Origin of the sequence: Nitrosarchaeum sp., assembly GCF_025699065.1 — an archaeon.
Taxonomy (GTDB): Archaea; Thermoproteota; Nitrososphaeria; order Nitrososphaerales; family Nitrosopumilaceae; genus Nitrosarchaeum.
Genome location: NZ_JAILWF010000004.1, coordinates 140,909 through 154,311, shown reverse-complemented (window position 1 = coordinate 154,311; position 13,403 = coordinate 140,909). Strand labels below are relative to the sequence as shown.

13 protein-coding genes are annotated in these 13,403 nt (G+C 31.3%); 6 read left to right on the top strand and 7 right to left on the bottom strand.

Going from position 1 to position 13,403, the window contains the following annotated elements; genetic code table 11:
• The first annotated feature begins 45 nt into the window (after positions 1-45).
• Complete coding sequence (locus K5782_RS06265; protein WP_297464976.1) at positions 46-966, top strand: transcription initiation factor TFIIIB; 921 nt, start codon at positions 46-48, stop codon at positions 964-966.
• Positions 967-996: 30 nt separating this feature from the next.
• Here K5782_RS06265 and K5782_RS06260 read toward each other — a convergent pair whose 3' ends face one another.
• Genes K5782_RS06260 through hsp20 form a run of 3 tightly spaced genes read right to left on the bottom strand, consistent with a single transcriptional unit; the run spans position 997 to position 3,913 of the window.
• Positions 997-1,215, bottom strand: a complete 219-nt coding sequence (locus K5782_RS06260) for a hypothetical protein (protein ID WP_048110178.1) — start codon at positions 1,213-1,215, stop codon at positions 997-999.
• Positions 1,216-1,245: 30 nt separating this feature from the next.
• A complete protein-coding gene (locus tag K5782_RS06255; protein ID WP_297464973.1) occupies positions 1,246-3,390 on the bottom strand; it encodes a CDC48 family AAA ATPase in 2,145 nt (714 codons plus the stop codon).
• A 25-nt stretch (positions 3,391-3,415) separates the two neighbouring features.
• Entirely contained in the window at positions 3,416-3,913 is a 498-nt protein-coding gene (gene hsp20 / locus K5782_RS06250; protein ID WP_297464972.1) for an archaeal heat shock protein Hsp20, read from the bottom strand.
• Between the two features lie 120 nt (positions 3,914-4,033).
• On the opposite strand from hsp20, the gene K5782_RS06245 reads away from it, so the two are divergent.
• Positions 4,034-4,687, top strand: a complete 654-nt coding sequence (locus K5782_RS06245) for an ACT domain-containing protein (protein WP_297464970.1) — start codon at positions 4,034-4,036, stop codon at positions 4,685-4,687.
• Between the two features lie 76 nt (positions 4,688-4,763).
• A complete protein-coding gene (locus K5782_RS06240) occupies positions 4,764-6,122 on the top strand; it encodes an NAD(P)/FAD-dependent oxidoreductase (RefSeq protein WP_297464968.1) in 1,359 nt (452 codons plus the stop codon).
• A 74-nt stretch (positions 6,123-6,196) separates the two neighbouring features.
• Here the strand turns inward: K5782_RS06240 and K5782_RS06235 are convergent, their stop codons facing one another.
• Positions 6,197-7,732, bottom strand: coding sequence for a peptidylprolyl isomerase (locus tag K5782_RS06235; protein WP_297464966.1), 1,536 nt, complete (start codon positions 7,730-7,732; stop codon positions 6,197-6,199).
• 73 nt (positions 7,733-7,805) lie between these two features.
• Between K5782_RS06235 and K5782_RS06230 the strand changes: the two genes are divergently transcribed.
• Positions 7,806-8,297 carry a hypothetical protein gene (locus tag K5782_RS06230; RefSeq protein ID WP_297464964.1) on the top strand — a complete coding sequence of 164 codons (492 nt, stop codon included), beginning with the start codon at positions 7,806-7,808 and terminating at the stop codon, positions 8,295-8,297.
• Position 8,298: 1 nt separating this feature from the next.
• Positions 8,299-9,015: a precorrin-6y C5,15-methyltransferase (decarboxylating) subunit CbiE gene (gene cbiE, locus K5782_RS06225; protein WP_297464962.1), complete on the top strand. Its 717-nt coding sequence runs from the start codon at positions 8,299-8,301 to the stop codon at positions 9,013-9,015.
• A gap of 15 nt (positions 9,016-9,030) precedes the next feature.
• Here cbiE and K5782_RS06220 read toward each other — a convergent pair whose 3' ends face one another.
• Together K5782_RS06220 and K5782_RS06215 are read right to left on the bottom strand one after the other, a co-directional pair.
• The gene (locus K5782_RS06220) at positions 9,031-9,897 is read right to left on the bottom strand and encodes a hypothetical protein (protein WP_297464960.1); all 867 of its coding nucleotides are present in this window, start codon (positions 9,895-9,897) and stop codon (positions 9,031-9,033) included.
• A gap of 83 nt (positions 9,898-9,980) precedes the next feature.
• Positions 9,981-10,517 carry a stage II sporulation protein M gene (locus K5782_RS06215; protein WP_297464957.1) on the bottom strand — a complete coding sequence of 179 codons (537 nt, stop codon included), beginning with the start codon at positions 10,515-10,517 and terminating at the stop codon, positions 9,981-9,983.
• 78 nt (positions 10,518-10,595) lie between these two features.
• On the opposite strand from K5782_RS06215, the gene K5782_RS06210 reads away from it, so the two are divergent.
• Positions 10,596-12,044, top strand: a complete 1,449-nt coding sequence (locus K5782_RS06210; protein WP_297464955.1) for a DNA-directed DNA polymerase II small subunit — start codon at positions 10,596-10,598, stop codon at positions 12,042-12,044.
• On the opposite strand, the gene K5782_RS06205 is transcribed toward K5782_RS06210, so the two are convergent.
• Complete coding sequence (locus K5782_RS06205; RefSeq protein WP_297464953.1) at positions 12,021-13,223, bottom strand: AAA family ATPase; 1,203 nt, start codon at positions 13,221-13,223, stop codon at positions 12,021-12,023. The two genes, K5782_RS06210 and K5782_RS06205, sit on opposite strands and share 24 nt — an antisense overlap.
• Positions 13,224-13,403: the final 180 nt, after the last annotated feature.

Below are 13,403 nucleotides of genomic sequence, written 5' to 3'. Positions count from 1 at the left end.
TGTTTCAATTTATTTTTATTTTATGAATGACTATAACATGTAATAGTGTTAGAAGATTATTCAAATAATTATGATGTCAAGTGTAAACTAGACACTTGCAAAACCTATCCCATAATTACTGATTCAGAAAGAGGTGAAATGTTTTGTGGGGGATGCGGTATTGTCCTAGTGCAAAACATATCTGATACTTCAAATGAAGGAAATGGATATGGTCAAGAAGATTTTTTAAAGTTATCAAGAACTGGTCCTGCAACATCATTAACCATGTATGATAGAGGATTATCAAGTGTAATTGGAACTAACAAAGATTCTGCAGGTAATGCGTTATCAAATAAAACAAAATATGAATTTAAAAGACTTCGTACATGGGATCAAAGAAGTAAGTCTAGATCAACTGCTACATTAAGCAAAGCTTTTACTTTATTAAATGGTATGAAGACAAAATTAGGAATTCCAGACAATGTAGTTGAAAATGCAGCTTATATTTATCGAAAAATTTCAAGTGCTAAACTAACTAGGGGTAGAACTATGGCTTCATTAGTTTCTGCATCTTTGTATGCAGCATGTAGAGAAAATAACATACCTAGAACATTAGACGATATTGCAGCGGCAGGAAATATTGAAAGAAGAATTTTATCTAGAGATTTAAGAACAATTATCAAAAAACTAGGATTAAATCTAAATCAATATGATACATCATCATTTATTTCTAAAATTTCAAATAATATGAATTTGAAAGAAAAAACAAAACGTGATGCATTTGATATTTTAAAACATTGTGAAATGAAGGAAATTACTGCAGGAAAACATCCTGTAGCGCAAGCAGCTGCATCTTTGTATATTTCATGTATAATTAATAATGAGAAAATCAGTCAAAAGAAATTTGCAGAGGCATCTGGAGTAAGTGACGTCACCATAAGAAATAGAGTGGTCTTAATTAAAAAAACATTAAAAATAGTAGAATGAACAATGACAATTAATAATTAAAAAATTAATTTATTTAAAGAAATCAAATTCTTGATCTCTTTTTTGTTTGGGTAGATCTTCCATGACTGCTTGAACTACCTCATTATGATTATACGTGAGATGTCGTAAAAATTTTGCAGATTCATCTGCTCTTTTCTTCGCATCAGCAAATAGCATTTCAGGACTACTCAATTCAGCCATCATTGTATTACATTCTTGGCATGGATTAAAGTCGAGATATAGCTTCATTGATTTGTATGATCTCCCTTAGTATTTAGACTATTTTATGGATTGTGGAATAGGTACATCTCTTCTAGGCTTTACCTTATTGATTGAATCAAGTAGATCTTCTTGTGATATTTTGATTTCTTTTATGTTCTTTGATTTTCCACTCACATACCTCTTTAAAGCAGTAATTGCTGCTCTATTTGCAACAGCTGCAATTTCTGCACCACTAAAGCCATCTGTTAATTCTACTAGTTTTGCAATACTTACATCACTAGCAAGTGGTTTCTTTTTGGTGTGAATCTCAAAGATGTGTTGTCTTCCTTTTGAGTCAGGAGTTGGAACTTCTATGATTCTATCAAATCTTCCAGGTCTTAGAAGTGCTTCATCTACGATATCTAATCGGTTTGTTGCACCAATAATCAGTACATTATGTAATTCTTCAAGTCCATCAATTTCAGTTAAAATTTGTGAGACTACATTTTCTGTAACATGTGAACTTGAATCTCCACTTCCTCTGCGTGGTACAAGGGCATCAACTTCATCTAAGAAAATAATACATGGAGCTGCTTGTCGTGCTTTCCTGAAAATTTCTCTAACTCCTTTTTCAGATTCGCCAACCCATTTTGAAAGAAGTTCAGGACCTTTAATGCTGATAAAGTTTGATTCTGTCATTTTAGCAAGTGCCTTTGCAATCAAAGTTTTACCTGTTCCTGGTGGACCATGAAGTAGAATTCCTTTTGGACTTTCCACATTAACATAATCAAATGCTTCTTTGTATTTCATAGGCCATTCAACTGCTTCTAAAAGTTCTTCTTTGAGTTTATCTAAACCACCAACATCATCCCAACTTACATCGGGAATTTGGACTTGTACTTCTCTAAGTGCACTTGGCCTAACTTCTTTTAATGCATCTCTGAAATCTTCACTTGTGATTTTTATTTTTTGAAGAATTTCAGATGAAATTTTTTCCTCATCAAGATCAATATCAGGAAGAAGTCTTCGAAGAGATCTCATTGCAGCTTCTTTTGATAATACTTCTAAATCAGCTCCTACAAATCCATGTGTAATTTTTGAAATTTGTTTAAGGTCTACTTTTTCATCGATTGGCATTCCACGTGTGTGAATTGAAAGAATGTCAAATCTACCTTCAGTATCTGGAATTCCAATTTCTATCTCCCTATCAAATCTACCTGGTCTTCTAAGTGCTGGATCTATTGAATCGGGTCTATTAGTTGCAGCAATAACTACTACTTTCCCTCTAGATTTCATTCCATCCATTAATGTTAATAGTTGTGACACTATTCTTTTCTCTACTTCGCCAGATACTTCATCTCTTTTTGGGGCAATTGAATCAATTTCATCTATGAAAATAATACTAGGTGCATTTTCCTCAGCTTGTGAGAAAATTTCTCTAATTTTTTCTTCACTTTCTCCATAATATTTTCCCATAATCTCAGGACCACTAAGTGAGATGAAATGAGCGTTTGTTTCTCCAGCTACTGCTTTTGCAAGTAAAGTCTTTCCGGTTCCAGGTGGACCGTATAGCAACACACCTTTTGGTGCTTCCACACCTATTTTTTCAAATAGTTCAGGATGTCTCATTGGTAGTTCTACCATTTCACGAATTTTTCTAACTTCGTTTTTTAAACCACCTAATTCATCATAAGTTATTCTTGGAACATTAGTATCTACTGCTTTTGTCATAGAACCAAGTTTGAATATTGTACGTTCTGTTACAATTACTGGTTTTGATGGTTTTGTACTAGTTACAATAAATTGAATTTTTCCTCCCATTTGAGTTGGAAGTTGAATTGAATCATGAACTGTAAATACATGATTTTGAAAATTTGTAATCATAACATCATGTAGTTGTTCTTCATCAATAGCTAATTTTTCAGTTGGGGATAAAGTAATTTGTTCGGCCTCAGCAGCTTCTACTGATTTTATAGAAATTTTATCACCAATTCCAGCTCCAATATTTTGTCTAGTCATTCCATCAATTTTGATAACACCAGTACCATATTCTTCGGTTGAACCAGGCCAAAGTTTTACATGTGTTTTTTTATTATATGTTAATTCTAAGATTTGTCCTGGTTTCCATTTAGTTTCTTCAATTATTTTAGGATCAATTATAGCTCTTCCTCTACCGATATGTTGTTGTGGAATTTCAACAATTTTTAAAATAATTTCATCCATGTTTTTCTCCAAAAATTAGGGAGGTTTATTCAACCTCCACTTTTTTGCCTTTTGGTTTTGTATCTTCAATTAATTTGAAGACGAGTTCTAGAATTCCATTTTTGTAGGAAGCTTTGGCAGAGTTTTCATCAACTTTATAGTTGATTGGAACTTTTGTATGGTATTTCTTTTCACCATGTTCTGCAGAAATATCTACAAATTTGTCTTGGACAAGAATTTTAACGTCTGTCTTTTCAACTCCAGGCATTTCTGCTACAAGTTTCACTTGCTTTTCTTTTTCATCTACAATTACATCTACAATTGGTTCTCTATTATCAGATGTAGGGAGTAATCTTGGTTTTACGTTTCCATATTCTTTTAGAACTGGTTTTCCATTAGGACCAACGGTCATTGTATAACCATAATAAATTGGACCAGTATTGGAATCATTTTTCTTGAATTCTTCAAATATGTCATCTATATCAAAAAATGAGCCAGACATTCTCTTGAAGATTCTATCAAATTCATCATCAAACATTGTCATATTTATCTACTATATGTAATATATATTACATTATATAAATATTATGTATTATTATGTAATATATTACATAATATTATTATATCTGACATAGTATAATTATGCCTAATGAGAAATTCAAGTATGTCTATACCTGAATTAGTTAGGGAGATTATTACTAGAAATCGTTCAATTTATGATTGCATGAAAATGGATTTGATTAACTATACAGCATTAGCTGTAAAGATTCAACCTGAAATTGAAAGAATTTTGGGCAGTACTGTAAATCTCAATACTATTGTTGTTGCCATAAAACGATATGCTGATTCATTTGAAATTAAAGAAAATATCAGGGATGAGAGTGTTTTGAAGAATGCAAGGCTTTCTTTAACAGATGGAATAATGGATATTAAATTTTCTATGAAAGATTTTGCTGAAATGGATACAATGTCAATCTTGGATAAATTCTCAAAAATTACTAATAATTATGAATTTTTTAGGATGTCTGATTCATTTAGATTCCTTACAGAGGACATAGAAAGCATAAGGCAAATTTTTGAAAACGTACCAAATAATGAAAGTATGTTTAGTACGGGTCTTGCAAAGATTAGAATTTCAATTCCAAATAATCAAAATCAATCAGATGTAGTATCTTATGTTGCAGAGATTTTACATGATAACGGAATAGAACTTGTAAATGCATTTTTCAGTCAAGATAGCATAATAATAATCCTAAATGAAAAAGATGCCTCAAGGGCATATGAGATACTTCACTCAGACATAGTCAAAATTTCATAAATTCAAAAAATAGTAATAAAATATCAGAATATTTGATCTCATAGGATATATTCAGTAATTTTATGGTATAGGGTAATTGGCTAAAAATAAGAAGAAAGTAGTAATTTTGGGAGGGGGATTTGCTGGAGTAGAATGTGCTAGACAGTTAGAGTCTTTTTTCAAAAACAATTCCGAAGTTGAATTAGTAATGGTGAGTGAGGATAATTTCTTATTATTTACTCCAATGTTGCCTCAGGTAGCATCAGGCATTATTGAAACAAGACATATTGTAATGCCTATTAGAGCAATTTGTAAAAAAACTAAATTTTATGAAGGCAGAATAAAAAATGTAGATCCATTTGGAAAACTTGTAACATTATGGGGCACGGGTGAAAAACGTGGTGTTTCAATTTATTATGATTATCTAGTAGTTGCATTAGGTAGTGAAACCAATTTTTTTGGAATGGCAGATGTTGAGAAAAATGCCTATACAATGAAGACGCTTAATGATGCAGTTGTTTTAAGAAACAGAGTAGTAGATATGCTTGAACAAGCTGATAATGAAACTGATACTATTCTTCGTGATAGTCTTTTAACATTTGTGATTGTAGGAGGAGGATTTGCTGGAATTGAAACTGCTGGAGAATTATTAGATTTATTATTAGATGCACGAAAGCATTACCCTACAATTCACAAAGACGATATTCGTGTTATAGTTTTAGAAGCTCTTCCAATGATTCTTCCCGGCTTTAATGAAAAATTAGCAGATTTTGCAAAAGAAAAAATGATTCAAAGGGGAATCGATATTCGACTTCGTACAGCAGTAACAAGTTTTGATGGAACAGAGGTCTCTATAAAATCATTAGATGAAAACCCAAAAGACTCGGTAAATGAATCAAAGATTAGTGGAATTAGAACTAAAACATTGATTTGGACTGCAGGTGTTACACCTGTCAATACAATAAAAAGATCAATGTTCAAAACAGATAAGGGGAAAATTATTGTAAATGATTTTCTTGAAGTTTCAGAATTTCCAGGAGTTTTTGCAATTGGAGATTGTGCATTATTTATGGATCCACAAACAAATAGACCATTTGCTCCTACTGCACAGATTGCCGAAGCACAAGCTAAGATTGCCGCTCATAATCTAAATGCATTAATCAAAAATTCAGAGAAAGAAAAATTTGTTTATCATTCAAAAGGACAAATGGCAATAATTGGAAAAAGAACTGGTATTGCAACGTTTCTAGGCATGAATATTTCGGGATTTTTAGCTTGGCTTATTTGGAGAAATGTCTATCTATCAAAAATTCCATCGCCTGATAAAAAAGTTAGAATTTTTTTAGATTGGATAATAGACTTATTTTATGATAGGGATATTTCAAGATTAAAACTTTTGAAACGTGAAACAGAAAAAGAATACAAGGTTCTTGATGAAGTAGATGATGTTTGGTAAAAAGAGAATGCCCCAATTTTTGATGATGTTTAGTAGAAAAAATTATAATTTTTTATAGAAATTAAATTTTATAATCAGAATTTATTTTTAATTTTAATAATTGCGATTGTGGGTATTACAAAATACATTCCAAAATTTAATGCAAGTACAGAAAGTCCTAATCCTAACACTTCGATTTCAGAACCATCTTCAGCTAATGTCATAATTGAAAGAGTTGATAACATTGGAGTAATAGCCAATTTAACTGCCTCTTTGAATACAGGATTTTCTCTTTCCAGATCTGCTACAATAGGACTGAAAGAATAATAAAATTGGTTAAATCCAGTCATAAATGTAGTTCCAGATTGAGTTGAAAGAATAGTATTATCTCTTATTTCTCTTAGTTGTTGAATTTGAGGAGCTAATTCTGAGCCATATGCTGCTGTAGCAATTAAACACCCACCACCCTTTTCGTCTGTCTCTACAGAAGCTGATGCAGATTTTATTTCTTTAATTGGTTCTGATATTATTTTAAAAGAATTGATCGATTTTTCAAATTTAGAAACATGATCATTAAAATTTTCTGCTACATTAGCATATGTGAAAATATAAAATTTTTGTGGAGTTGAAATAGTGATCTCTCTAAATTGTGCACTAAAGGATGTTCCATTATTTTCAAATGATTGTATTGCGTCAATAACATATGCTTGTTTTTCATTAATTGTTAATTTGTTTTGAGATATAATTTCCAAATTAATTCCTGAGTCAATTATGTTTTTTATTGAAATATTTTTTTCTTGCATTATTTCATCAAGGTTTTTTCCTCTGGCATCAGAAATAGTTAAAGAAATGTATGGTGTAATAGGTCCGATTGTGGGCCCTATAGCAACTACGTCTGGAGAATTTTCATTAGTTTTTTCTGGTTGTTGTAATATCCAACCTTCAGGTGCATCAAATTCAATATCTAATGCCTTATCTTCATATCGTTGAAAACCCGATGACGATGTAATTGTGGTGGTAACTCTTTCAGGTTCTGATAATTTAAGTAAATTACTTACATCGGAACGATTGACAACTTCAGCTTTTGTAATTTTTACCAGTTCAACGTCTACAGGAAGTGTACCTGAAGTTTTTACTGATGCAATCTTGTCAAGTGTTGCAAAGCTCTCCTCAGTTACAATTCTACCAAAGATGGTATATTGTTGATCTAAATGATTTGAATCTTTATGAACTATAAAAAATTGTGAGCCTGCACTGTTTGGATCTTGTGCTCTGGCCATAGAAACAATTCCACGATTATGTTTAATTGTATTAAATTCGGCATTTACAGAATATCCTGGTCCTCCAGTTCCCCAAGTGCTTTGATCTCCACCTTTTGTGTTTGGATCACCACCCTGAATCATAAATCCTGGAATTATTCTATGAAAAATAATTCCATCATAAAATCCATCTTCTGCTAATTTAATAAAATTCTGAACATGGTTAGGAGCATCATTTGGGAATAATTCAATTACAATATTACCAAGGTTCGTATGTAAAATTACTAATTTATCATCAGATTGTGCAAATGATTGATTTCCAAAATTAATTAAAAACAATGATAATAAAATTATAATTAAAAAATTTTTCAATAAGCCATTTCAGAATATCTTACATAAAAGCTAATTGTATTAGTTTTTAACAAAGTCAAATAAATTAAGCATTATGCAATCAGATGAAAAAATTCAAGCACATTTAGTTTCGGTATGGAGAGAGTCAAAGAATTTCTTTTCAATTGGTGGAAAAGAAGGAATGCTAGTATTAACGGATAAGCATCTGATGTTTGTTCACAAAACAGAGGCAAAAATGAGATGGTGGCAAGCAATTAGACAAAGACAGGTAATTAGTTTTTTAAAATCAAAAAATACAATGATTCGTCATGATGGATATAACGAAAGTAATTTAATAGAAGATATAAAAAATAAAAAAAATATCCAAATATCTTTTGATGATATTTTGAATATCTCACATGAAGAAAAGGAGTGGGGAAGTATCTTACTTTTAGAATATAAAAAAGATGGAAAACAACAAAAATATCAATATTCAATTGCGCAGGATTGGGTAAAATATCCAGTGAAAGAGCCTACAAAATACATGAAAGTAGATTGGGAACCTTTTGTGCAATATATTAAAGACAGGCAGAAATTTACAAAGTAAATTGGGAAAAATTTATGCTGTAGGTGTAGGTCCAGGTTCGCCAAAATATGTAACTGGAATTGTAAAAGAAATCATACAGAATTGTGACATAATTATTGGATACAAATACACATTGAAAACAATTGAAGATTTGATTGTAGATAAAGAGATTTATGAAATTACTATGAACAATCAAGAAGAATCATATCAAAAAATTCATTCAGTGTTAGGAAATCGTTCATTAGTAATTCCATTTACAGGTGATGTTAATTTTTCAGAGTCTGAGGTCGTAGATAGACTAATTGAGATTTTTGGAGATGTAGAAATAATTCCAGGTATTAGTTCAATTCAAGTTGCAGCATCAAAAGCAAAAGTTCCGTTGGATAAATCCAAAGTAATTACAATGCACGTAACAACTTCAATTGAAGAAAAGAAACTTGAATTGCAAAAAGCATTAATTGATGGATATAATGTGGTTTTAGTTCCTAGACCATGGCCTAAACAACCCGACAAACATTTTATGCCATCAGAGATTGCAAAATATCTAAAAAATAATGGATTTAATACCGAAAACATGAAAGTTCATGTTTTTGAAGCGCTTACCACTGAAAATGAGACTAGTTTTGTTGGAACTGTGAAGGATTTGGAAGAGAAAGAGTTTTCAGATTTATCTGTAATGGTTTTCAATCAGTTTGTTTTGGATTCCTATATGAATTACAAATGGCAGTGGAAAAATTAATTTTTATAATTTAAATTATTTTAAAATTACATTACTTTGCACATTTGGAAATACATATGCTGTAATATCCATCCATGGATAATTTGGATCATATAATCTGTAAAATCCTATATCATTAAGTGTAATGTCAATTGATTGATTAGGTAAAATCACACCAGTTGAGATTCGCCCATCAGCAATAAATTGTTCATAACGATCACCAGTTAATTTTCCACTAAGAATACTGTGTGATACATTATCATCATTTACAAAAGTGATTGTTGTCTTTGGGGCAACTGAAATTTTATCTTGTGAAAAATGTCTAAATTTTGATGCATCTACAGAACCAATGGTTGAACCTGCCCCTTGTTTACTTGAATCTTTAAGGATATGGATTATAAGTTTTTTATCTGTTTTTGATTCTGTGGGTGTTGATTTAATTTTTGAAAGTTCTGATAGTTTTGCAGTGTAGATTATTTTATAATTATCATCATTAATTGTTATTCTTCCAGTAAAACCATAGATTGAAGCATTTTTACTTTCTTCAATTAGTTTCCCAAAAAAACTAACAGATGCTTGGCTGCCAACATCACTATCAATAACTCCGTTAATTCTAATGTATTTACCTTCACGTAGCATTGTTGCCTTTAATTCTGTAGTTAGAAAGTCTTCATCATCCAAAGTAATGAATCCATCTTCAACTGATGATGCAATACTACTTCCAGTTTGTTTCTGGGTAGAAATTGCTAAATCTATTTCAGAGGTTTTAATTGTATTTTCTGTAACTGCATATCCTGATCCTTCCAAAGTAAAAGCACTATTTGGTGAAATTGCAAATGAGTTAGTAAAAGCAAATCCAGAAAAAGCCAATAACACTAAAAATCCAAGAATTATAGTATTCATGTTATATTTCTCTTCTAATTCGGTTTATAATTTGCTACTAAATTATTTTAAGCTGATTAGATAAATCAATAGGTTTTTTCAAATTAAAATCCAGGAAGTGTGATGGATTCGTCTTGAACTAATTTAATCATATAATACTCTAGATATCCACCTGCCAATAGTAGTCCTAACACTATGCCTATTTCTATCACAGTAGGTTTTAGAAATGGAATTAGGTTAGATTTTCTATATACTTCTTTAATCAATATGAAACTTCTAGATGTAGCTAAAGAATAGGCAGTAAGTTCCATTATGCCAAATGGTGATAAAAAGAGAATTGCCAGTGGTGGAACTTTTGCTAGTTCTGGAGAGATTGAAACTATTGCTGAAAAAGCAAATCCAGTTGACCAAGCTGAAAATAATCCCCATATCACTCCAAATCCAGGAATAAACATTGGTAATGAAATTGTCGAGTTATGAAGGAAGATTCCCATTGCATCGATATCTTTAACTAATTTTTCAAATTCGGACATAAATGCAGTAGCCTCTTCGTCGCTGACTGTAGACATTGAACCGATTTGATATGCAGTTGTGAACAATCCCATAAATATAAAAAATATGATTATTCTAATCTTAGACATATGATTTTTTATTGTAATCGATATTTGAGGGTTAGGTATGGGCGCAGATTTAATTAAACCAGAAAACATTCTTTGATATTGAAAAAAGAACTATCAGTTGCCTTGAATTATGCTTTGAATAAAGGGTTCCAAATTCATCCAAATGCATTCAAGTTTCTTGAAAATGTAGATGTAAAAAAATTAGAGAAAATAATTAAAGAGATTGTTCGTGAAAAAACGAAACAAAAATCATATCAAATTAATCAAGATGATTTAGAAGTTTATTTGGGAATTAAAGACGATCAAACTTTACAAAATGATCATAAGATACTCTTTGATCCAACATTAAGAATTACTACAGGGGAAGGAGTAAAAGGGTATAATACGTTGTTTTCTAGCCGTTTTAACAAGTTAAAACGAATAATCTCAGATAGGCCTGAATCAAGGATGTTAAAATCAATTGCTTCAGTAAAGACTGCAAAAACTGATGATGACATGTATATTTGTGGTCTTGTCACTAGTAGAAGTGTAGAGAGAAACATAACAAAATTGGTTTTAGAAGATCCTTCGGGTTTGTTTGAAGGAATAGTTTTTGATAATGAATTACAAAAAACAGCAGGCTCATTACTTAATGACCAATTTATCATGGCTCGAATAGGTTTTGGTAAAAATGCTGGTTTTATCATAAAAGATTTGATTTCGCCTGATGTTCCTGACCAAGCCTCAAACAGGTCTGAAACTGAAACATATGCTGTTTTTCTTTCAGATCTACATATTGGTAGTAAGTACTTCATGGAAGAAGAATTTACAGAGTTTGTATCTTGGTTATCCAGTCCAGATTCAGTAGCAAGAAAAATTCGTTTTGTGTTAATTGGTGGAGATTTAGTAGATGGTGTTGGGATTTATCCAAATCAAGATAAAGAATTGGTTTGTCAGACTATTGAAGAGCAGTTAAAAAAAGTTGAAGAACTCATAAGTAAAATTCCTAATTATATAAAAATATTCATTATGCCAGGAAATCATGATCCTGGTCGTAGGGCATTACCACAACCAGCAATTCCTAAAAAATACAATTCAGGATTATGGGAAAGAGAGAATGTTTTCATGGTTGGAAATCCTGCTGTGGTTTCTCTAAATGGAGTAAAGGTAATGATGTTTCATGGTCAAAGTATAGATGATATTGTAAAAACTACGCCTGGTCTAAGTTATGATAAACCTACTAAAGTAATGAAGCATCTTCTAAGAGCAAGACATCTAAGTCCAATTTATGGTAGTCAAACCCCAATAGCCCCAGAAAGAGAAGATTTGATGGTAATTGATGATATTCCAGATATCTTCCATGTAGGACATGTACATAGGGCCGAATTGGATATGTACAAAGGAATTCTTTTATTAAATTCTGGTTCTTGGCAAAAACAAACACCGTTTCAAGCAAGTGTTGGAATGACCCCCAATCCAGGAATTGCACTTATGGTAAATTTGAAGACTTTCAAAGTCTATCATGAAAATTATAATTCAAATATTCTAAACAATATCTTGCAAAGTTAAATCATCTTTGAAGGTTTTTTTAATCATTTCCGATGAGATTGTAAGTTTGTATTTTTTTGTTCTTCCATGTATTCCTTGATGAATTAATCTACCTGAGATAATTCCAGACAATTCAATTTCACTAAGCATTTGAGTAATTCGCCTTTGTGTTAGTTCGTCTCTTCCTACTATTTTACAAAGTCCTTTGTAAGATGAATAAATCTCACCAGTTGATGAACCTCCGGCCTTCATAATTGCTAGGATTACAAGTTTTTCATGGAGTGGGTATGATTTTAGAGATGTTTCTTCTTTATTTTCTTCAATTTTTAGTGATGCCTCCCTAACATGATCTTGGGAAACCTTTTCTGATTGTTGCCTTTCAGCGATTTCACCTGCAACACGAATAAGATCAATTGCCCTTCTAGCATCTCCATGTTCACCACCTGCCAAGGCTGCACAAAGATTTAGTGCTGGATCTTCTACTGAATTAGAGATAAACGCCTCGTTAATACGTTCTTCTAATATTTTTTTAATTTGTTCTACATTGTAGTTTGTAAAAACTACCTCTTCTTCACCTAAACTGCTGATTACTCTAGGATCAAGTTTTTCCTTAAATGTAAGGTCATTTGAAATTCCTACCAAAGTTAAAGAGCCTTGTTTTAGACGTTCGTTTGCTCTAGTAAGTTGATATAAGATATCTTTGCCTGTTTTTGAGACAAGTTGGGCTAGATAGTCAATTTCATCTATAACAAAAATAACATTTATTTTAAATTCATCAATATTATTTAGAATTCTTTTGAAAACTTCACTAATTGCTAGGCCAGTTCCAGGTAGTTCTTTATCACTCATACCCAACTGCCTTCCAAAACTTACTAACAAACCATAAAGCGTGGTCTCTTCTTTGGAGTTAGCATAAATGAGTTTTATTGGAAATTTTGATTTTTCTACTCTCTCTTGAATTTTATTTAATACTTTTTTAACTACAAGTGTCTTTCCAGTACCTGGTTTACCATAAACTAGTAAGTTAGATGGCCTTGAATGTTTAAGAATTGGTAGTAGTGATTGAGTAACTTGTTCTTGTTCAGAATTTCTATGTTGAATTGTATTTGGAATATATGTAAAATGAAGAATATCCCTGTTTTTTATAATTGATTTTCCAGATTCAGCTGCATCAAGTAATCTATCAATTGGATCGGACATACTCACACACCTATGTTTCTACTCTTTAGTAACATAATGATATCTAGTATTAGAGAGTAAAGATAGGAATAGTTATTCTAATTTAGTTTGTAATTAATTATTTTTAGTTAGTTTTTAGATTTTCAATAAAAAAAAATAAAGAAAAGAATAGAGTGGAAAAATAGGTGTGGGGGTTAATCT

Bases quoted from the DNA above. Each gene is read 5' to 3' on its own strand.
- K5782_RS06220 (WP_297464960.1), bottom strand. From the start codon at position 9,897: ATGAATACTATAATTCTTGGATTTTTAGTGTTATTGGCTTTTTCTGGA.
- K5782_RS06215 (WP_297464957.1), bottom strand. From the start codon at position 10,517: ATGTCTAAGATTAGAATAATCATATTTTTTATATTTATGGGATTGTTC.
- K5782_RS06245 (WP_297464970.1), top strand. From the start codon at position 4,034: ATGTCTATACCTGAATTAGTTAGGGAGATTATTACTAGAAATCGTTCA.
- K5782_RS06260 (WP_048110178.1), bottom strand. From the start codon at position 1,215: ATGAAGCTATATCTCGACTTTAATCCATGCCAAGAATGTAATACAATG.
- K5782_RS06205 (WP_297464953.1), bottom strand. From the start codon at position 13,223: ATGTCCGATCCAATTGATAGATTACTTGATGCAGCTGAATCTGGAAAA.
- K5782_RS06230 (WP_297464964.1), top strand. From the start codon at position 7,806: ATGCAATCAGATGAAAAAATTCAAGCACATTTAGTTTCGGTATGGAGA.
- hsp20 (WP_297464972.1), bottom strand. From the start codon at position 3,913: ATGACAATGTTTGATGATGAATTTGATAGAATCTTCAAGAGAATGTCT.
- K5782_RS06255 (WP_297464973.1), bottom strand. From the start codon at position 3,390: ATGGATGAAATTATTTTAAAAATTGTTGAAATTCCACAACAACATATC.